Annotated in this window: 11 protein-coding genes; 4 read left to right on the plus strand and 7 right to left on the minus strand. The window is 66.1% G+C overall.

Annotated features, from left to right (window positions below; translation table 11 throughout):
• Positions 1-56: 56 nt before the first annotated feature.
• Together Y958_RS17330 and Y958_RS17335 are read left to right on the plus strand one after the other, a co-directional pair.
• Positions 57-848 (plus strand): transporter, encoded by a 792-nt coding sequence (locus tag Y958_RS17330; protein WP_186291454.1) that lies wholly within the window; start codon positions 57-59, stop codon positions 846-848.
• 41 nt (positions 849-889) lie between these two features.
• The gene (locus Y958_RS17335) at positions 890-2,557 is read left to right on the plus strand and encodes a methyl-accepting chemotaxis protein (protein WP_088873236.1); all 1,668 of its coding nucleotides are present in this window, start codon (positions 890-892) and stop codon (positions 2,555-2,557) included.
• 36 nt (positions 2,558-2,593) lie between these two features.
• Here the strand turns inward: Y958_RS17335 and Y958_RS17340 are convergent, their stop codons facing one another.
• Positions 2,594-4,993 (minus strand): glycoside hydrolase family 95 protein, encoded by a 2,400-nt coding sequence (locus tag Y958_RS17340; protein WP_088873237.1) that lies wholly within the window; start codon positions 4,991-4,993, stop codon positions 2,594-2,596.
• 481 nt (positions 4,994-5,474) lie between these two features.
• Between Y958_RS17340 and Y958_RS17345 the strand changes: the two genes are divergently transcribed.
• Positions 5,475-7,949 carry a glycoside hydrolase family 3 protein gene (locus tag Y958_RS17345; protein ID WP_244909566.1) on the plus strand — a complete coding sequence of 825 codons (2,475 nt, stop codon included), beginning with the start codon at positions 5,475-5,477 and terminating at the stop codon, positions 7,947-7,949.
• Between the two features lie 70 nt (positions 7,950-8,019).
• A complete protein-coding gene (locus Y958_RS17350; RefSeq protein WP_088873238.1) occupies positions 8,020-8,769 on the plus strand; it encodes an SGNH/GDSL hydrolase family protein in 750 nt (249 codons plus the stop codon).
• Between the two features lie 65 nt (positions 8,770-8,834).
• On the opposite strand, the gene Y958_RS17355 is transcribed toward Y958_RS17350, so the two are convergent.
• The 6 genes from Y958_RS17355 to Y958_RS17380 all read right to left on the minus strand — a co-directional run bounded on the left by Y958_RS17355 (position 8,835) and on the right by Y958_RS17380 (position 21,405).
• Positions 8,835-10,079: a DUF418 domain-containing protein gene (locus Y958_RS17355; RefSeq protein WP_186291455.1), complete on the minus strand. Its 1,245-nt coding sequence runs from the start codon at positions 10,077-10,079 to the stop codon at positions 8,835-8,837.
• 64 nt (positions 10,080-10,143) lie between these two features.
• Positions 10,144-11,670 carry a tryptophan halogenase family protein gene (locus tag Y958_RS17360; RefSeq protein WP_088873240.1) on the minus strand — a complete coding sequence of 509 codons (1,527 nt, stop codon included), beginning with the start codon at positions 11,668-11,670 and terminating at the stop codon, positions 10,144-10,146.
• 147 nt (positions 11,671-11,817) lie between these two features.
• Positions 11,818-14,751 (minus strand): TonB-dependent receptor, encoded by a 2,934-nt coding sequence (locus Y958_RS17365; RefSeq protein ID WP_088873241.1) that lies wholly within the window; start codon positions 14,749-14,751, stop codon positions 11,818-11,820.
• A 496-nt stretch (positions 14,752-15,247) separates the two neighbouring features.
• On the minus strand, positions 15,248-16,921 hold the full coding sequence (locus Y958_RS17370; protein WP_088873242.1) for a tryptophan halogenase family protein: 1,674 nt from the start codon (positions 16,919-16,921) through the stop codon (positions 15,248-15,250).
• 123 nt (positions 16,922-17,044) lie between these two features.
• Positions 17,045-19,918: a TonB-dependent receptor gene (locus Y958_RS17375; protein WP_088873243.1), complete on the minus strand. Its 2,874-nt coding sequence runs from the start codon at positions 19,916-19,918 to the stop codon at positions 17,045-17,047.
• Between the two features lie 953 nt (positions 19,919-20,871).
• Positions 20,872-21,405, minus strand: a complete 534-nt coding sequence (locus Y958_RS17380; protein ID WP_088873244.1) for an isochorismatase family protein — start codon at positions 21,403-21,405, stop codon at positions 20,872-20,874.
• Positions 21,406-21,699: the final 294 nt, after the last annotated feature.

Below are 21,699 nucleotides of genomic sequence, written 5' to 3' on the forward strand. Positions count from 1 at the left end.
AGGCGATGGCGGGGCTGGCTTTGCGGAGTTTTTCCTTAAGAACCGGATTGTGGGCGGTGGCGCTGTTGGCCACGGCCGGCATCGCACCCGCCTTCGCTGAAGAGGGGGGCTTGCGCGAATTCGCGCCAGACCGGCCGGACAAGACCGACGGCCCCTACACGATCGATCCGGGCCACGTCCAGGTCGAGACGGACATCATCAGCCACAACCGCGACTTCTATAACGACGACGGCACGCGCAAGCACGAGTCCGTCTTCATGGCGCCCAACATCCGCATCGGCGTCTGGGACGACACGGAATTGGACATCATCGCCCCCGCGTACACCGTCATGGGCCTGTCGGAGCGGGGGGGCGGCCACACCCGCCTTCACGGCTGGTCGGACATGACCGTGCGCGCCAAGATCAACCTGTGGGGCAATGACCGCGAGGGCACGACTGCCCTGGGCCTGATCCCCTTCGTGAAGCTGCCCACGGCCGCCACCGCCTACGGCAACGGCGCCTTCGAGGGCGGCATCGGCGTGCCCTTCGCCATCAAGCTGGGTGGGGAATGGGAACTGGGCACGCAGACCACGCTGGCCGTGAACCGCAACGCCATCGGCGACGGCTACGACCCCGACCTGACCTTCTCCGTCAGCCTCAGCCACCCGCTGGGCGAGGTGCTGGACGGCTATGTCGAGCTGTATGGCGAGCGGCAGACCGGCCCCGACGCCGCCACCGTCGCCACCCTGGACTTAGGCGTGACCTATCAAATGACGCCGAACTTCTCCGTGGATGGCGGCGTGAACATCGGCCTGAGCAAGGCGGCCGATGATGTGAACCCCTTCATCGGCTTCACCATCCGCTTCTGATTTTTTGACTTGGATTTCGTGACCGAACCCGGAGGCCCGCGATGAAACTGGCACACAAACTGACCCTGTCTTCGGCCATGACCGTGCTGATGATCCTGCTGATCGCGGGGGTCTTCACCCTGACCCTCAGCTGGTTGGCCGAGAGCAAGGCGACGCTGACGGGCACGTCTGGCGTGGCTTCCAAGTCGGTGCGCGCCGTGTCGGCGGGCAACGACCTCTACGCCATCGTTGCGGACGCGGAGATCAACCACAACCTGGATGAGACGCGCAAGGACTGGGCCGAGAAGAAGCAAGGCATCCTGGCCATGTTCAAGGACCTGCGCGCTGAGGCCGACCTGCCGGAGGAGAAGGCCGCCCTGGATGGTGCTGAGGCGGGCTTACGCGACTACATGGCTATCTTCGAGCAGCAGATGCTGCCGGCGCTGGAGAAAACCGATGCCTTGACCCCCGCCATTCGTGAGCTTGACGGCAAGGTGGACGAGGCGCGCGACCAGATGACCCAGAACCTGGAGAAGATGGCGGCGCTGAACCTGCAACAGTCGGAGGATGCGGAGAAGGCCTTCGACGCCGCCTCCGCCAAGGGCCGCGCCCTGGGCTTCGCCTTCGCCGGCATCGCCATCGCGTTGAGCCTGGTGCTGTCCTGGGCCACGGGGCGGTCCATCACTCGGCCCGTGGATCTGCTGCGCGGCGTCATGGAGACCATGGCCGGTGGTGCCCGGCAGGTGGATGTGCCCGGCGTGGCGCGCGGGGATGAGATCGGCGCCATGGCCCGCGCGGTCGAGGTGTTCAAGGAAAGCCTGATCCAGGGCGACGCGTTGGCGGCCGAGCAGGCGACGCTGAAGGCCGCGGCCGAGGCCCAGCGCAAGGCAGCCATGGCCAGCGCCGCCGATCACTTCGAGGCGACGGTGCGCGCGGTGGTGGACAAGGTGGCGACCGCCGCCGCCGACATTCAGATGACGGCCCGCGAACTGGGCTCCGCCGCCGAGGAGAGCCTACAGCAGACCACCACCGTGTCGGCCGCCGCCAGCCAGTCCGCCGGCAACGTGCGCACCGTGGCGACGGCCAGCGAGGAGTTGTCCTCCTCCATCGGGGAGATCAGCCGACAGGTGGAGAATTCCGCCGTCGTGGCCCGCGAGGCGGTGGTCCAGGTGGATGCGACGCGCGGCACGGTCGACGGCCTGGCCGACGTGGCCAACCGCATCGGCGCCGTGGTCCAGCTGATCAGCGACATCGCCGGGCAGACCAACCTTCTGGCCTTGAACGCCACCATCGAGGCGGCGCGGGCGGGTGAGGCGGGCAAAGGCTTCGCCGTCGTGGCATCCGAGGTGAAGGCGCTGGCCGCCCAGACGGCCAAGGCCACGGATGAGATCGCCGCCCATGTCGGCGCCATCCAGGGGGCCAGCGGTCAGGCGGTGACGGCCATCGGCGATATCGGCGCCACCATCCGCCGCATCGACGAGATCGCCTCCATCATCGCCGCGGCGGTGCAGGAGCAGGGTGCCGCCACCCAGGCCATCGTCAGCAACGTGGGCGAGACGGCGCGGGCGACGGAGGAGATCACCGAGAACATCTACGGCGTCAACGAACGTGCCGGCAAAACGGCCCGCAAGTCGGCGGAGGTCGAGGCCTCCTCCACCGAGCTGACCAGCGAGGCCCAGGTGCTGCGCACGCAGGTCGACGCCTTCCTGGCGCAGCTGCGCGCGGCGTAGCCGCGGGGGCATTCATGATAGGCGGCAGGCCGGTCCTCAGGCGAGGGCCAGCCTACCGTTCTTAAGGGCCAAGCGTTTCTCGCCACCAGCCGGCACCGTCACCGCCACCACGTCTTCGCCTAACCGCACCTGCCAGCGTCGCGGCTGCGCGCCGGCGTTGCGCAAGGCCGCCTGCGCCAGGGTGCCGTCCTTCCAAGCCAGGTCCAGCCGGCCCTGGCCGCGCACCCGCACGCCGCGCAGGCTGCCGTGGCCCCAGGCGCGGGGCAGGGCGGGCAGCAGCTCGATATCGTCGCCGATGCTCTGCACCAGCATCTCCACCATGCCCGCCGTGCCGCCGAAGTTGCCGTCGATCTGGAAGGGCGGGTGGGCGTCGAACAGGTTGGGGTAGGTGCGGTCGGGCCCCAGCAGCAGCTTCAGGATCGCGTGCGCGTGGTCGCCGTCGCCCAGGCGCGCCCACAGGTTCAGGCGCCAGCCCAGGCCCCAGCCGGTGGCATCGTCCCCCCGGATCTCCAGCGTCCTGCGCGCGGCCCTGATCAGGTCCGGCGTGCCGCGCCGGGTGATCTGGTCGCTGGGGTAGACGGCGTAGAGGTGGGAGACGTGGCGATGGTGGATCTCCGGCGCCTGCATGTCCCAGTCCTCCAGCCATTCCTGCAACTGGCCGGCACCGCCGATGCGGTCCGGGGGCAGGCGCTCGCGGGCGGCCGTCACCTTGGCGCGGAAGTCGGCGTCCTTGCCCAGGATTTCGCCGGCCTTGACGGTGATGGCGAACAGGTCGCGCAGGATCTGCCGGTCCATAGCCGGCCCGGCGCACAGCGAGGTGCCCAGGGGGTGCACGTTTTCCGGCGACAGCGACGGGTTGGTGACCAGCCAGTCGCTGCCCGGCAGGACCATGAGCGTATCCAGGAAGAACTGCGAGGCGCCCTTCAGGATGGGGTAGATGTCGGCGAGGAACGTCTTGTCCCGGCCATAGTCGTAATGGTCCCACAGGTGGCGGCAGAGCCACGCCCCACCCATGGGCCAGAGGCCCCATTTTGGGCCGTCAGGCGGCCCCACCACCCGCCAGACGTCGGTGTTGTGGTGGGCCATCCAGCCGCCGGCGCCGTACATATCCCGCGCCGCCCGCGCGCCGGTTTCCGACAGGTCCTTCAGCATGCCCACCAGGGGCTGCACACATTCACCCAGGTCCACCAACTCCGCCGGCCAGTAGTTCATCTCGGTATTGATGTTGATGGTCCACTTGGATTCCCAGGGCGGATCCACCTGCTCATTCCAGATGCCCTGCAGGTTGGCGGGCTGGCCGCCGGGGCGGGAACTGTTGATCAGCAGGTAGCGGCCGTAGTTGAAGTAGAGGGTGGCCAGGGCAGGGTCGTCCTGCGGGGCGGCGGCGCGCACCCGCTCATCCGTGGGCAGGCCGGCGGCGGGCGTCGTCCCCAGGTCCAGGGCCACGCGGCGGTATAGGCGCTGATGCTCCGCCACATGGTCGGCCAGCAGCCGGGTATAGGGCTTGGCGGCGGCTTGGGCCAGGGTGGCGGCCGTCAGGGCCGCCGGATTGGCGCTGATGTCGTCGTAGCGCTTGTAGCCCGTGGCGGCGGTGATTAGCACCACGGCTTCATCCGCGTGGTCGATGACGATGCCGTCGCTGCCGGCCCGCACCGCGCCGCCGCTGGCAATGACCTTCAGGCGCACGGCGAATTTCAGCCGCCCCTCTATGCCGGAGCGGCTGGGGCCGGTGCCGGTCAGCAGCAAGCCGTCCGGGCCATCCGCCACCAAGGTGGCGTTCTGTGGCGTCAGCAGCGACAGGTTGGCGCTGACCAGGCCCGGCTTGTTGGCCGAGAGCCGGGTGACGATCACCTGGTCCGGCGCGCTGGCGAACACCTCGCGCGTGTGGGTGGACGACCAGGCGCCGTCGCCGCTGACAAGGCGGGTGGTGGTCACGGCGGTGTCCAGATCCAGCCGGCGGTGATAGTCGTGCACCGTGTCCAGGCTCTGGAACAGCAGCACGGCGTTGCCCAGCGTCTGATAGGGCATTTGCTTCAGGGGTTTGGCCATCAGCTTGGCGCCGGCCAGCGCCTCCGCCTCCAGATACTTGCCCTGGAAGATCAACTCGCGCACCTGCGGCAAGTTGGCCTTGGCCTCCGGATTCACGCCGTCGTAAGGCCCGCCGGCGTAGAACGTGTCCTCGTTCAACTGCAGCCGTTCCATGGAAATGCCGCCGAACACCATCGCGCCCAGCCGGCCGTTCCCCACGGGCATGGCCTCCACCCACTGCGCCGCCGGCTGGTTGTACCAGAGCGTCTGCGCCGGATCCGGGGTGGGCAGGGGCGCCACCGGGGCGGCGGACGGCGCTTCCTGCGCCAGGACGGGCCGCGCGGCGCTGGCCGACAGCAGGGCAGCGGCGCTGGCCATCAGGATTTCCCGGCGCGATATGCTGGACATGGGCAGGCGACCTTCCCCTCGGTGGAGCAACAGTCAGGACAGGGGATCGGTATTCGGCGGACCCGCCAGGCCGCCGGCCGCGCTCGGGCGCCCGTTTCCTCCATCACCGGCGATCAGCGCCGCCGTTGCCGGTGATCCTAATGTGACCGGTATCATGGAGCAAGGTGTGGCTCGCTTGCCCGCGCTGGATGATAGCGTTATCATCTTATTAATTCGCGCCCCTGAAAATCCGCCCATCCCGACGGGAATAGAGGTGGGACGGGGCCCCGCGGATCCACCTGTCCGGCACTAGGGAGGTCCGGGGCGGTGGCGGCATCGGCTAGCGGCACCCAAGAAGACCTGAGAAGAACAAGGAACATCCATGAAGCACCGCATGGCCCTTCTGGCGTCCGTGACGCCGGCCTTACTGCTTGCGGCCCTGACACCGCTCCAGGTCTCAGCCCGGCAAACCTCAAATCCCCCGCAGAAGGCAGCTTCCACCGTGACAGACAGCGCCCGCGGCGTCGCCCACCCTGAGCTGTGGCCGGCCGCCAAGAGCAAGGGCCTGGTGGACGCCAAGACCGAAGCCTTCGTGACCGGCCTGATGGCCAAGATGAGCTTGGAGGACAAAGTCGGCCAGATGATCCAGGCCGACATTTCCACCGTAACCCCAGCGGACCTGGCCAATTACCCCTTGGGCTCCATCCTGGCGGGTGGCGACAGTGCGCCGGCGGGCGGCGACGATCGCGCCGGCCCCGACAAGTGGGTGGAGACGGCGCGCGCCTTCCGTGCGGCCTCGCTGGCGGAACGGCCCGGGCACGTGGCCATCCCCATCATGTTCGGCATCGACGCCGTGCACGGCAACAACAACGTGGTGGGCGCCACGCTGTTTCCCCACAACTCCGCCCTGGGTGCCACCCACGATCCCGCCCTGATCCGCCGCATCGGCGTCGCCACGGCGCAGGAGACTGCGGCAGCGGGCATCGACTGGGCCTTCGGTCCCACCCTGGCGGTACCGCAGGACCACCGTTGGGGCCGGACCTATGAGGGCTATTCCGAGGATCCGGACATCGTGCGCCAGTACGCGGGCGAGATGGTGCTGGGCCTGCAGGGTCAGGCGGGCGCCGGCCAGGCGCTGCAGCACGGCCACGTCGCGGCCTCGGCCAAGCATTTCCTGGGAGACGGCGGCACCACCAACGGGGTGGACCAGGGCGACGCCGACGTCAGCGAACAGGATCTGATCCGCATCCATGCGGCGGGGTATCCGGCGGCGGTGGACGCCGGCATCATGACGGTGATGGCCAGCTTCTCCAGCTGGCAGGGTGCCAAGATGCACGGCAACAAGTCGCTGCTGACCGATGTGCTGAAGGGCCGCATGGGCTTCGACGGCTTCATCGTCGGCGACTGGAACGGTCATGGCCAGGTGCCGGGCTGCACGGCGGACTCCTGTCCCACCGCCGTCCTGGCCGGTCTCGACATGTTCATGGCCCCCAACGACTGGAAGGCGTTGTTCACCAACACCGTCGCCCAGGTGAAGGCGGGCGAGATTCCCATGGCGCGCATCGACGACGCCGTGCGGCGCATTCTGCGGGTCAAGGCCAAGCTGGGCCTGTTCGACCCCGCCCGCCCGTTCGAACTGAAGGATGGCGTCATCGGCAATGCCGAGCACCGCGCCCTGGCGCGCGAGGCGGTGCGCAAGTCTCTGGTGCTGCTGAAGAACAACGGCCAAGTGCTGCCGCTGAAGGCCAAGTCCCACATCCTGGTGGTGGGGGAGGCGGCGGACGAGATCGGCCGCCAGACGGGCGGCTGGACCCTGTCGTGGCAGGGCACCGGCAACAAGAACAGCGACTTCCCCGGCGCCACCTCCCTCTATGAGGGCATCCGCCAGGCGGTGACCGCTGGTGGCGGCAGCGTGGACCTCAGCGCCGACGGCAGTTTCACCACCAAGCCGGACGTGGCCGTGGTGGTGTTCGGTGAGACGCCCTATGCCGAGTTCCAGGGCGACATTCCCAGCCTGGAGTTCCAGGCGGGCGACAAGCAGGATCTGGCACTGCTGAAGAAGCTGAAGGCCCAGGGCATCCCGGTCGTCTCCATCTTCCTGTCCGGCCGTCCGCTGTGGGTGAACCCGGAGATCAACGCGTCCGACGCCTTCGTGGCGGCCTGGTTCCCAGGGTCGGAGGGGGGCGGCGTGGCCGACGTGCTGGTGGGCGACCGCGCCGGCAAGCCGCGTTATGACTTCACCGGCACGCTCTCCTATTCCTGGCCCAAGACGGCGGCGCAGGCGACACTGAACCGGCTGCGCCAGCCCTATGATCCGCTGTTCCCCTTCGGGTATGGCCTGCGTTACGCCGACGCCGAGCCCATGACCGTGCCGCAATTGCCGGAGGTATCGGGCGTGGATGCGGCGGCGGCCAACATCGACACCTACTTCGTGAAGGGCCGCAACCCCGCACCGTGGAGCTTCGTGCTGCGCCACGGGTCCGCCAGCATGCCCGTGCTGGGCGACGGCACGGCGACCGAGGTGGCGGGCGTCCTGGCGCTGAAGCCGGTGGACGCCGGCGGCATACAAGGCGCTGGCCGTCAACTGAGCTGGACCGGCAAGGGGGAAGCCGCCATCGCCGTGACCGGCGGCAACGCCCTGGACCTGACACGCCAGGCCAACGGCGCCCTGTCCTTGCAGGTGGACTATCGGGTGGATGAGGCGCCGGCCGGCACCGTCTGGCTGATTTCCGGCCCGGGGAGCGGCACCGGGCCCGCCATGCCGGGCGCCCTGGACCTGACCAGCGTGCTGAAGGCGGCCCCCGTGGGCCAATGGCAGACCCTGAAGGTCAAGCTGTCCTGCTTCAAGCAGGCGGGGGCCGACCTGTCCCGGGTTACCACCCCCTTCGCGCTCAGCACCAGCGGCACCCTGCGCCTGTCGCTGGCCACGGTGCGGCTATCCGCCGATCCAGCGGGCTCCATTTGTCCGGGCCATTGACGGTTAAATAGATTAATATGCTTTATTAATTGGGATCCCGGCTGCGGGGTCCGCATGGGAGGAACCTTGAATGAAGAAACGTACCGTCGCTGCCGCCCTGATGCTGGCCGGTCTGATGGCCGCCCCGGCGCTGGCCGAGGACAACAAGCCGCCCAGTGCTGAGCAGGTGGCCAAGTGGCACCAGGAAGAGGAAGACCGCCTGCACAACGACTTCGCCTACCTCAACCGTTATGCCGCGGACAATGAGAAGCTGAAGCCAGGTTCGGTGCAGGTGGTGTTCATGGGCGACAGCATCACCCAGCTGTGGGTGGATAAGACGCCCGGCTTCTTCACGCCCGGCCGCGTGGGCCGGGGCATCAGTGGCCAGACCACGGCGCAGATGCTGCTGCGCTTCCGGCAGGATGTCATCGACCTGCACCCCAAGGTCGTGCACCTCATGGCCGGTACGAACGACCTGGCCCAGAACTGGGGGCCGGTATCGCCGCAGCAGCTGAAGAACAACATCATGAGCATGGTGGAGCTGGCGCAGAAGCACGGCATCACCGTGATCCTGGCCGGCATTCCCCCGGCGCTGGACTTCAAGTGGCACCATGGCCTGGACCCGGCGCCCAAGATCGCCGCGCACAATGCCTGGCTGAAGGACTACGCGGCCCAGGTGGGCGCCCTGTTCGTTGACTACAAGGACGTGGTGGGTGACGGCAAGGGCGACTTCAAGCCCGGCCTGGCGTCCGACGGCGTGCACCCGACCGAGGCCGGCTACGTCGCCATGGCCCCCCTGGCCGACAAGGTGGTGAAGGAAGCGCTGGCCAAGGCCAAGTAAACCCGCCGAACGTTGCCGGAAAGACGAACGCCCGGGACTGGCTGGTTCCGGGCGTTCGGGTGTGTTTACGCTGCGTCCGCCAGCGCCGCCTTCGGGGTGTGGCGCAGGGGCAGGGACAGGGTGCGGAAGGTGGCGGCGCGCCAGACCCATTCCAGCGGACCGTAGCGATAGCGGCGCAGCCACCAGTGGGCGACGGCGCACTGCAGGATGACGAAGGCCATGCCGCTGGCCACACTGTAGAACGGGCCCATGTAGCGATAGAGCCCCAGGCCGTAGCCGTAGAATAGCGGCACGAAGACCAGGGCCTGGGTGACGTAGCAGGTCAGGCTCATGCGCCCGAAAGAGGCCAGCGCCCGCAGCGGTGCCAGGGCCTGGAGGCGGGGATACAGCAGGACGAAGCCGCTGGCCCACATGGCCATCTGGGCCAGGCCGCAATAGGCGCTGGCCAGGTTCGTCACCTCATAGGCTGTCATGGCTGGCAGGCCGGCGCCCTCCGCCAGGCGCTTCAGGGGATAGAGCACGGCGAAGGCCAGCGCGCCGCTGGCTAGGATGCCCTGCAGCAGGCGGCGATGCTGGGATGCCCGCTCCAGGACGTGGTTGCGCCCCACCACCAGACCCACCAGGAACAGGCCCATCATCTGCATATAGCGGCCAGTCTCGATGGTCCAGAAGGTGCGGGCCAGCACGCCCTGCCACAGGTTGGCCCTCACCACGTCCCAGAAGCCGCCGTTTGCGTAGATGGGCATCAGGCCCTCATACACCGTCCAGTGGACGGGGACGGCCGGCGTGGGGGCGGTGCCGCTCAGCAGGCCCGCCACCTGCCACAGGGTGGGCGGCTGGATCAGCAGCACGGCCGCCTGGGCCAGCAGAACCCGATCGCCAAGGCGGTGCAGCAGCACCAGGGGGGCGCCCATGACGGCCAGGATGGTCAGGATGTCGCCGCAGTAGATCAGGCCGTGCAGATAGCCGATGGCGAACAGCACGGCCAGCCGCCACAGGAAGCGCGCGGACGTGCTGCCCGCCCGCCGCGACCAGCTGCCCAGGATCAGGGAGAAACTGATGCCGAACATCAGGGCGAAGATGCCGTAGGCCTTGCCAGCGAACAGGAAGAAGGCCGTGTCGTGAGCCGCGGTGTCGAACGGCTTCAGCCAAGCCGGCGGCACGGCCGCATCGCTCAGGAAATCGAAATGCTCGATGGTGTGCAGCAGGAACAGGCCCACCAGGGCCGTTCCCCGCAAGGCGTCGATGACGGTGATGCGGTCGCCCGATCCGTCCACACCCGATCTCGATGCGCTTCCCGATGCACTCATATCAGGCCATCCCGTTGTTCTTCTTACCCCCTGGCTGGACATCTTCCCGGGGATGCCAGCGTTGTCATGCTGCCACCGGCCGGTCGGCGCGGCAATGCCGGTTGATGAAGTCGGCGTGGGTGGGCAGGGCGTCGGCCATGCGCCGGATGGCCTCGCGGATGCGGGCAAGGCGCGCCGTCACCTCCGCCTCCGGCATGACGTCGGCCACGGGGTCGTAGGAGTGCGGCTGGATGCCCTGGCCCAGGAACACGGCCACCCAGCTGGGCTCCGCGAACAACTGCTCATCAAAGCGGGCGATGCGGCCCCGGGCGCGGAACAGGTCGATCTTGTGCCGCAGGCTGTCGGGGATCTCCATGGTGCGGCAGTAATTCCACAACGGAGAATCGTCCCGCTCGACCGCATGGTAATGCAGGATCAGGAAGTCGCGGATCTGTTCGTATTCGATGTTGGTCAGGCGGTTGTACTCATCCACCGTCGCCTGCTCGAACCCGTCGCGGGGTAGCAGCGAGACCATGCGGAACAGGCCGCTCTGCACCAGATGGATGCTGGTGGATTCCAGCGGCTCCATGAAGCCGGAGGCCAAGCCCAGGGAGATGCAGTTCTTGGTCCAGGAATTCCGGCGGCGCCCGGTGGTGAAGCGCAGCGGGCGCGGGTCGGCCAGGGGCCTGCCGTCCAGGTTGGCCAGCAGGGTGGCCGTCGCCTCGTCATCGCTGATGAAGCGGCTGCTGTAGACATGGCCGTTGCCGATGCGGTGCTGCAGCGGGATGCGCCACTGCCAGCCGGCCGGCCGCGCGGTGGAGCGGGTGTAGGGCGTGATCGCCGCCACGCCCTCGCACGGCACGGCCACCGCGCGGTCGCAAGGCAGCCAATGGGACCAGTCCTCATACGGGGCCTTCAGCGTCTCCCCGATCAGCAGGCCGCGGAAGCCGGAGCAGTCGACGAACAGGTCGCCCGCCACGCGGGTGCCGTTCTCCAGCACCAGGCTGTCGATGAAGCCATCGGGGGCGCGCCGCGTCACCTGGACGATCTTGCCCTCGGTGCGCTTCACGCCGTTGCGCTCGGCGATGCCACGCAGGTACTGGGCGTATAGGCCCGCGTCAAAGTGATAGGCGTAGGCGATGACGGGGCCGCCGGGTCGCGCGTCCGGTGCCGGCGGCTGGAACTTGCCCATGCGCGCTGCGACGGTGGAGGGGGAGTAGTCGCCGATGTCGCTGGTGTCGCCCTTGGCTCGCTGGCGCAGCCAGTAATGATGGAAGGACACGGCGTCGATGGTGTGGCCATGCGGCCCGAAGGGATGGAAATAGCGGTGGTTCAGCCGCGTCCAGTCCACGAACTCGATGCCCAGCTTGAAGGTGGCCTGGGTCTTGCGGACGAAGTCGACCTCGTCGATGCCCAGCAGATGGTTCAGGAACTGGATGGGGGGGATGGTGGCCTCACCCACGCCGACGGTGCCGATTTCGGCGGATTCCACCAGTTCGATGGTGCCGTATCTGCCCTTCAGCACCCGGGCCAGGACAGCCGCGGCCATCCAGCCGGCGGTGCCGCCGCCCACGATCACGATCCTACGCCCGCTCCGCATCGCCTCGGCCATGGCGGCATCCTCCCCACATGATCTTATCGTTGGCCGCCCAGCTTACGGCAGGGAACGGCCTTAAAGAAGGAGGCCCTGCCTTCCCGGCGCGACCAGCGCGACCGGGAAGTGACAGGGCCAGACAACGAGACTCCCCGGGAGAAAGCGTTACAGGGAGCCGCGGATGACGAAGGCGTAGCGCCGGTCGGCGTCGACCCAGTTGTGATAGGTCAGATGGCCCGGATATCCCACCAGGATGCGGGTCTGCGCATCGGTCAGGTTGGCCGCCTCCACGCCCACCTTCAGGTAGCTGTTGACGGTGTAGAAGAAGGACGCGTCCAACTGGCCGTAATCGTCCGACCAAGCCGGGATGTTGATGTTGGCCGCCGACGTGGTCAGCAGGTAGCGCTGGCGCCAGTTGTAGGCCAGGCGGAACTCAAACGGGCCCTTCTGGTAAATGCCCGCCAGGTTGTAACTCCACTTCGACATGCCTTCCAGCGGCAGGCTGGTGCTGGTCGGCGCGGCGTTGGTGACCTGGGTGGCGTCGTAGGGGTTGGCCGCCGCGTTGCGGCCACCCTCGCTTTGCACGAAGGTGACGTTGCCCTGGAAGCCCAGGCCGCTCAGGATGCCCGGCAGGAAATCATAGAACTGGGTGTAGCCGAACTCGAAGCCCTTAACGCTGCCCTGGCCGGCGTTGTAGGGCTGCACCACCAGGACGTTCCGGGTCACGCCGTTGTTGGTGAACGCGACGTTCTGGGGCGACGTGGTGATGAAGTCGAACACATCCTTGTTGAACACCGCGGCGGTGATGCTGCCCGTGGGGGCAAAGTACCACTCGATCGAGGTGTCGAACTGGTTGGACCGCATCGGCTTCAGGTTCGGGTTACCGGCATAGCCCGTCCACTGATAGACGCAGTTGCCCGTGGCGCCCGTTCCCAGGCTCTGGCAGTGGCCGCTGCTATCCAGCAGGCCGGCGGTCGCGCCGATGTTCAAGGACGGCTGCAACTGCGAGAAGTCCGGACGAACGATGGACTGGGCGAAGGCGAAGCGCCACTGCAGGTCGTCGCGCAGCTTCAGGCGCAGGTTCACGCTGGGCAGCAGGTCGGTGTAGTTGCGGCCGCCGCTGATGACCGTGCGGGCGCCGTTGGCGAAGGCCAGGTCCGACGAGGGCGCGCCGTTGAGGTTGGTCACGGTTACGAAGTTGGCGTTGCCCGAGCCCTGGGCATCGGTGTTGACGACGCGGAAGCCGACATTGCCGTCAAACGGCTTGTTGCCGCCGAAGAAGGGCACATCATGTTCGAAACGCACCAGGGCATAACCGGCCGTGGTCTCTTCCGTCTGGGTGTTCACACCGGCGCCGCCGCCGTTGTAGCTGCTGTAGTCGCCGTTGAATGGGACCCAGTTGCCGAACGAGTCCGCCGCCGACAGCGCCTTCAGTTGGGCCGCGACCCCATTGTAGAAGCCCTTGCTCAGCGAGGCGCTGGGGATGACGAACTGCGTCGGGACGGTCACGCCGCCGCGATAAAAGTTCTGCAGCGGCCACACGCTGGCCGACGACGCGCCGGGCGTGGTCTGGTTCAGCGTCTGGATGCCGTTGGCGCCCCAGCTCTGCACCACGCCGCCCCAGTTGTAGTTGGTTTCACGCGTGATGGACTTGCGGTCGGTGTGACGGACGCCGAAGCGGAAGGACTTCAGCCAATCGGCGTCGTCGAAGCTGTACTCGGCGTCCAGGCGCTCGGCCCACTCATGCGCCTCGTTGTTGTTATGATAGTCCATCGCCGCGTTGTAGTAGTAGTTCGCGGGGTTGGAGATGAAGCTGCTGTTGGCAGGAATGTTGATGGTGGGCAGACCGCTGCCGTTCAGCGTCAGCGTCGCCGCCGGCAGGGGATTGGTCAGTGCTTCGAAAACCGTGAAGTCCAGCTGCTTGCTGGTGGCGTCGATGTACTGGGCGTCGCCGCTGATGTTCCAGTTCTTGGTCGGCGTCCACTTCATGTGCAGGGAATAGTCGGACGTGACCGATTCCTTGATGTCGTAGCGGCTGTCGATGACGTCGGGGTTGTTGGTGGTGCCGCCCACGGTGTCGGCGATGGTGCCGGAGATATAGTTGCCTTGGGCGTCATACTTGAAGCTGGTCCCGGCGGCCGGCCCGTTGCCGGTGCCGGAATCCAGGCCGATGGCGTTCTCCAGCGACTCTTCCGTGGCTTCCGACCGGATGTACTGCGCCGTGAATTCCAGGTCGCTGCTGGGCCGCCACTGCAGCGCACCGACGATGCCCTTGCGTTCCCGCGTGAATTCCAGGCTGCGGTAACCGAAGCCGGTGGGGACATAGACGGTCTGGCCGGGCACCAGGTCGGTGCGGGCCTGGAAGGGGTCGACCGACACGGTGTCGGTACGGCTGGCGAACTTGCCGTCCGCCACGTCGATCAGCACGCCCACTTCGCCGATGCCGGTGTTCCAGCGGTCGCTGTAGAGGGCGGAACCGGACGGCTTGCCCTTGCCCACCAGGTCGCCATAGCTGTAATCGGCGGAGTAGGCGAGGATGCGCTCTTCGCTGTCGAAGGGTAGGCGCGTGCGCAGATTGATGGTGCCACCGATGCCGCCTTCGACCAAATCGGCCGATGGGTTCTTGTAGACGTCGACGCCGGCCATCAGTTCCGACGGGATGTCGGCGAAGCTCAGCGTGCGGCCGCTTTTGGCCGAGAAGCTGTCGCGGCCGTTGAATTCACCGCGCACCCAGCTCAAGCCGCGCACCTGTACACCGTCGCCCTCGACCGAAATGCGGTCGGCGTCGCGCGGGTCGGGCGTGCGCTGGATGGTGATGCCGGAGATGCGCTGCAGGGCTTCGGTCACGCTGCGGTCGGGCAGGGCGCCGATGTCCGTCGCGGTGATGGAATCCACCATCTGTTCGGAGTTCTGCTTGATGGCCTGCGAGCTTTCGATGCTCTTGCGAAGGCCAGTGACGACGATTTCCTGCAAATCATCGCCCGCCGCTGGGGAGGCGGTTTGTGCATATGCGAAAGACGTGGCGCCGATCGCGCCAATGGTCAGCGCCGAAGCGCCCGCCAACATGAAATTACGATAGGAGCGATTGGAGCGTCGCATCGCGTTTCCCTTCCCTGATTTATATTATTCCACGGCAGAACCGCGGCTCTTTTTGCCAAGGCGCCGCTCTAAGGCGTCAGCCTGTGGTCATATAAATCCATATGGGACTTCTCGCCTGCATGCAACCAAAGAATGTTAGCGCTCCCATCAAAAATGGTAGCGGTCCTTTACACAATGTTTAGGAAGTCGCGGTTTTAACCAATATCCAAACGCTCCATAGCGTAGCGAATATTGAAAAAGTGTTTTTAAATCCTGCACATAGCAACCACCTCTGGTAGTTGCTTCGCCGCGGCGGCGAGGTGTTGCGCGGATGCCGCTATCCGTGACAAAGACAGCGCGATTTCGGTTCCCACGCCCCACCGCCGCCACGCCCGCGATCGCTACTTAGGTAGGCCTGAGACTCAGGTCGTATTTTTCAGACAAGAGTCAAAAACCGCCGGAGAGGACCTCCGACGGTTTTATCAGACATTGGGCGAGGGCTGCTTCGGGAGAGCGCTTAGCGGGATAGGCCGGCCATGCCGGAGGACAGGTTGGCCCGGCCTGAGGGGGCGCCCCCGAAGGGCGTGCGCGGGCGCAGGCCATGGCGGTAAATCTGTGTGATCAGGTCGCGGTGCCGGGGCAGGGCGGCCAGGGCCTGCTCCGTGCCGGCGCGGATGGCGGCGAACTGCTGACGCGCCTCATCCATATGGCGGAAGGCGCCGGCCTGGGCGCTGAGATCGGTGTGGTAACCCATGCCGTACAGCACGAACTGCCAGCTGGCCTCGCTGAAGGTGTCAAGGTTGAGGTCGAAGTCCAACCCCTCCGGTGGGCGATGGCGCCAGCGGTCCAGCAGGTCGTGCAGCGTGTCGGGCACGGTGGCCGCGTCGGCGTTGTCGCGCCAGAAGGCGGTATCGGTCCGCCGTGTCAGGCAATAGTGCAGCTTCAGGAAGTCCAGCGCCCGTTCATAGCGCTGGCGCATGATGCGGTTGAACTGCCGCGCCGCCGTGGCCATGTCACCCGCCCAGGGGAACAGGCTGGTCAGCAGCACGGACGCCACCTCGATCAGGACGATACCGGTCGATTCTAGGGGCTCGAAGAAGCCGCTGGACAGGCCGATGGCAACACAGTTGCGCACCCAGGGTTCCGGCCGGTAACCGGCCTCGAAGCGGAAGGTCCGGGCCGTCTTGTCGGCGGCCGCGGGGCCGATGTAGTCGCGCAATACCTGTTCGGCCCGCGCGTCGTCGGTATGGTCGGAGGAATAGACGTGGCCGATGCCGCGCCGGGTCTCCAGCCCAATGTCCCAGGTCCAGCCGGCCTCGTGCGCGGTGGAGATGGTGTAGGAGGGGATGGGGGCGTCCGGCTGGTCATAGGGCACCTGCAGCGCCACGGCGCGGTCGCAGAACAGCCACTTGCGGCAGGACTGGTAGGGGGACTTCAGCGCCTGGCCGATCAGCTGGGCGCGGAAGCCGGTGCAATCGATGTAGAGGTCGGCCGTCAGGGTTCCGTTTTCGCGCGTGACCACGCCGGCGACGGCGCCCGTTTCGTCCAGGGGCACAGCGTCCACCGTGTCGATCACGTGGCGGACGCCCAGATCCGTGGCGACGACGCGCAGCAGACGGGCGAACTTCACCGCGTCGAAATGATAGGCGTAGTTCAGGGGGGCCGCGTAGTCGGCATCGCCGGAGCGCTTGGGCGCCAGGGCCGCGTCGGCCACCCGCTTCTGCATCGTCAGCGCGGTATCCAGCGGCACGCCATCGCCCGCGGCACCCAGCAGCCAATAGGGTATCAGGTCCAGATCCTGCGGGCCGATGGCGGACTGGAAGGGGTGGAAGTAATGGTCACGCTGGCCGGCGCCCGTGGCGGATGGGCCCGGGGCATGCTGCCAGTGATCGAAGCGGATGCCTTGCTTGAAGGTCGCCTCGCTCTCGCGCATGAACACCGATTCATCGATGCCGATACGGCGCAAGGTGCGTTGGATGTTGGGGAAGGTGCCTTCGCCCACGCCCAGGATGCCGATGTCGGCCGATTCCACCAGGGTGATGCGCGCGCTGCCCGGTTGGCCGATGGACAGCGTGCGGGCAAGGTAGGCCGCGGCCAGCCAGCCGGCGGTGCCGCCCCCGACGATGAGGACGTTCTTGACCGGTGCGCCTTTGGCGCGGGCGTCATCGGTGGGGGCCTCAGTGTCGGCCATGGTCCTTCCTTCCCGTGGTGGTATCAGCCCCTATGGAGCCTGGACCTTAACAAAGGGAAAACCCCCGGCCCATGACAGGCCGGGGGTTCCGTTACCGACGGAATATCATCCGCGAGCGGAGGATCAATAGTTGAAGCGCAGCACGGCGGAGTAGCGACGGTCCGCAACGAACCAGCTGCGGCCGTACTGCTGGTTGCCGAAGCCCATCAGCGTCTTGGTTTCGCTGTTGGTCAGGTTCTGGGCTTCGATGGTCAGGGTGATGTGATCGTCGAAGCTGTAGGCGACCGAGGCGTCCAGCGTGCCGTAGTCATCCGCGAAGACGGGCAGGTTGTAGGTGACCGTCTGGCCGGCGGCATTGGTGTAGGTGCCGTTGGTGCCGTTGGCCGTCGGGGTCAGCAGATACTTGCTGCGCCAGGTGTAGGCGAGGCGGGCCGAGATCGGGCCTTTCTCGTACATGCCGGTGATGTTGTAGTTGTAGCGCGAGAGCAGATCCACCGGCAGGCCGTTGATGCGGTTGCCCAGCATGTCATAGGACAGATCGCCGGGGCTCTTGCTGTAGATGTAGGTGAAGTTGGTGTCGATGCCCAGGCCATCGAACGGCGCCGGCAGGAAGTTGAAGAACTTCTGCAGGCCGATTTCAGCACCCTTCACATAGGCGGGCTGGGCGTTGAAGTAGCCGCTGACCGCCGCCCTCATGCTCTGCGTCACGCCGCCGGGCAGGGCGAAGGGGACATCGACCGAGGTCACGCCGTAGGAGATGTAGTCCTTGATCTGCTTGTAGAAGCCGGCGACATGGAACTGGCCACCATCAGGCATGTACCACTCGGCCGAAACGTCCAGGTTATTGGCCAACTGCGGCTTCAGATTCGGGTTACCCGAGGTCGCGGTCGCACCGGTGATGAGGTGGTTGTTGTCGGTGGTCAGGCCGAGCGAACCCGAGGCGTTCAGGTTGCTGAAGCTGGGGTTGGTCATGTTCTGGTACGCGGCGAAGCGCAGATGCACCTCGTCGGTCGGCATGAATTGGATATTGAACGACGGCAGGGCGATCAAGCTGTTGTGGCCGCCGCTATTGGCGGTGAAACCGCCCGGCAGGGTGCCCGAGGCGCCGTTATAGAACACGGTGCCCGTCGGCTGCTGGATGAAGCCTTCGCTCGTGTTCTCGTTGTTGACGACACGGACACCGAAGTTGCCGTTCATCTTCCAGCCGAACAGATCGTCGTCACCGAACCGGGTCATGATGTAGGCGGCTTCGGTGCGGGTCTTGGTGTGCGACAGGCTGGAGGCCGTGTAGGTCACCGGCTGGGTGTTGTCGCCCGGCTCGCCATAGGCTTGGTGGATGGCGGTCAGGTTAGCCGGATAGCCTTCGGCCAAGGCCCAGGACGGGAAGGCGGCGGCGCTGGGCAGGCCCGTGGCGCCGCGGAAGAAGTTGCTGAAGCCGCTGACGGTCACGGCGCCGGGGGCGGCGTTGCTCAGGTACTTGAAGGTGGACGGGTCGTTGAATGACGCCGTCAGGCCCACCCAGTTGTAGCCGGAGACGTTGTCCTTCTCGGTCCGGTCGGCGAAGCGGGCGCCGACCTTGATGCCGCGCAGGAAGCCGGTGTCGGAGATATGGTAGTCGGCATCGCCCGACCAGGACAGCTCGCGGCCGATATGGTTCTCCAGATGGTCCATGGTCGCGCCCCAGATCGTGCGCGACGGGTCGGCGACCTGGGCCGGGTTGCTAACCTTGATGGACGGCAGGTCGCCGGTCAGGTCGATGGCGTAGCTGGGCACGGAGACCTGGGAGAACAGGTCGATGCGCTGCGTCTGCGACTGCGAGATGGCGTACTGGAAGTCGGTGTTGATGGTCCAGTTCTTCGTCGGCGTCCACTTCATGCCCTGGGACAGGTCGGTGGTGACGTTGTGCTGGTTCGTCAGGCCGGGATTGGCGGAAGCCACGCTGCCACCGGTCTCGGAGCCGATCTGCAAGGGATCGCCGGCGGTGGAGCTGAGGTTGTTGGAGGTCAGCAGACCGCCCGAAGCGCTAAAGGTGCTGGTGCTGCCGGGGCTTACCGTGACGGCGTTGCCACCCGCGTTGTAGACACCGGCCTCGGTCGACCTGCTCCAGTAATCCGAGCGGAAGCCCGTCTGGTAGAAGGTCAGGTCCGGATTGGGCGACCACTGCAGGGCCTCATAGGCACCCAGGCGCTTGCGGTCGAACTCGCCGGAGCGCCAGTCGAAGCCGCCGGGAACGTAGACGTTCTTGCCGTTGAAGGTCTGCGGGAAGTAGGGCTCGACCTGGATGGTGTCGTGGCGGGTGCTGATGTCGCTGTAGGCGACGTCGAACATGGCGCCGACCTCGCCGATGCTGGTCTGCCAGCGGTTGGCGTACAGGACCGAGGCTTCGGGCTTGGTCTGCTGGATGAAGTCGCCGTAGTTCGCGCCGACGGACCCGCTAATGGTCTGCTTGTCGTAGTCGAACGGCATCTTGGTGCGCAGGTTGACCGAGCCGCCGATGCCGCCCTCGATGACGTCGGGCGTGCCGCTCTTGAGCACGTCGATGCCGGCTAGCAGTTCCGGCGGCACGTCCTCGAACAGCAGCGCGCGGCCGCCGTTGGCGCTGAAGGCCTCACGGCCATTCAGGGTGCTGCTGACCTGGGACAGGCCGCGCACGGTCACGCCGGAGCCTTCCACCGAATAGTGGTCGGGGTCGCCCACGGCGGCGAAGTGGGTGATGGACACGCCGGGGACGCGCTGCAGCACTTCGGTCACGCTGTTGTCCGGCAGCTTGCCGGCGTCGTCGGCGGAGATGCTGTCCAGGATCTGGTCGGCGTTGGCCTTGCGCTTATTGGCATCGGACAGGGCGAAGCGCTGACCGGTGACGACGATCTCCTGCAGGTCGTCATCGGCCGCCGCGGCCTGGGCCCGCGCGACGGAGGCGGCGGTCAGGGCGCCGAGAACCAGCACGGACGCACCGGCCAGCACAAAGGAACGATAGGAATTCTGGGGCCAACTCATGGCGTTTCCCTTCCCTGGATATCTTATTCTCGCGGGTCAAAAAGGCCCGCGCGCGTTTTGGCCCGGAGTGCCGTTTTAATGCGTCACGCCGTAGTCATATAAATGCATATGGAGATTCATGCGGACCTGCAACGGGAGAATGTTAGCGCTCCCATGAAAGTTGGTACCGGTCCCTTCACGAGGCGGGCGATTTTGCGAATTTATCAGCAAAATCAATATGCTCAACTATAGATATGTGTTGCGATAAGGGCACAGACGCCTCTTTTGGAGGAATTTTCGTCCCCTTTCCCACCCCTTTCGGGAGAGAGCGGGCGGGATGCGTGTCCTCCTGGCAGCTCAGTCCGCCACTCCATGCCAAGGGATTGATCCGTCTAATTTTGCGGGGGATTAGAGCGGACACGTTTCGCGAATTGGGCGCGGTTAAGTCCTTTGCCGCCGGCTATGGCCATTATCGGGATCGCCAAGGGAATCTGCCGACGAGGGTGTCAGAATTTACACGTTAAAATAGCAGGCTTCATTGCTGGGAAATTGTGCATCTCTGCCAAGTCACTTCCAAACTTCAAATGATATAACCAACATAGATGTCAATTTAAAACAACAGAAAGATATTACGTTGAGTGGTAAAAGAAAATATGCGGTTCTTGTCACAAGATATCTTGCGGCCATGCGAATCTGCTAAATATGATAATTTGTGCCAACTGGGGAATGCAGCCCCGCTGAAGCCGGGAGCCGCGAAGCCCGTGTTGTTCCGGCCATTTTGTTTGGCCTGGACGTATGAAACTTGACGGTGGCCAGGTCAAGGCCAAGAGTGCCGGCCGGCGCCCTCGTGGTCCGCTGAACAGCGCTTCCAAATACTCGCGGTTCCGGTCGCCGCGACCGTTTGTCCCGCCCTGGCTGTGGGGACGACCTACGCAGTCTATAGGCGTGCCCCAACGCGCAAGGAAATGCCCTTTCTACTTGATAAGGGCGATGACCTTGCGGAAGCGCGGATGTTCCGCGCTTTCCAGCCATTCGAACACCGCCATTTCGGTGGTGATGATCTCCGCCCCCTCGGCCGCCAGGCGGCGCAGGCCGGCGGCCTTGTTCTCCACCGTGCGCGAGCCCACGGCGTCCTCTACCACGCAGACGCGGCGCCCCCGCTCCAGCAGCCCCAGCGCCGTCTGCAGCACGCAGACATGGGTTTCGCACCCCGTCAGCACCACGGCATGGTCCGGGGGCAGGCGATCCAGGAAGCCGGGCGCCGGCGTGGCGTCGAAGGTCATCTTGGCGATCACCGATGACGCGTCGGGCGCCAATTCCGGCACGGTGGCGCCCAGGCCGCGCGGGTTCTGCTCGGTGAACAGGGCGGGAATGTCCAGCAGCGCGGCGGTGGCCAGCAGGCGCCGGGTGTTGGCCACCACGCCGCTGCCACCCTGGATGGCCGGCATCAGCCGGGCCTGCAGGTCGATCACGGCAAGGGTGCTGCGGCGGGGATCAAGACGGGGCACGGCTAGGCTTTTCGGCTGGGGCAAAGGGGGTGAAACCCACTATGTGAGGGGCCGGCCGCATCGGCAACAGCGGCGGATCGCCTGGGGCAGACGCGAACGGCTAGGCCAAAAGTAAGGGCGTGCGCCGCCACACGGCCTTGGTAGCGGTATCAGACATGCGGATTGATTTGATACCGCTAACGCGTATGATCGCGCCCGGGTCACTATGATCATATAAATGTGGCTAGTGCTGGATGGGATGGGGGCTGGCGTGACCGGCGCCCTGAATAAAGAGATACGGGCTTGGGAGGGCCT

Origin of the sequence: Nitrospirillum viridazoti CBAmc (genome assembly GCF_000730165.1) — a bacterium.
GTDB lineage: Bacteria > Pseudomonadota > Alphaproteobacteria > Azospirillales > Azospirillaceae > Nitrospirillum > Nitrospirillum viridazoti.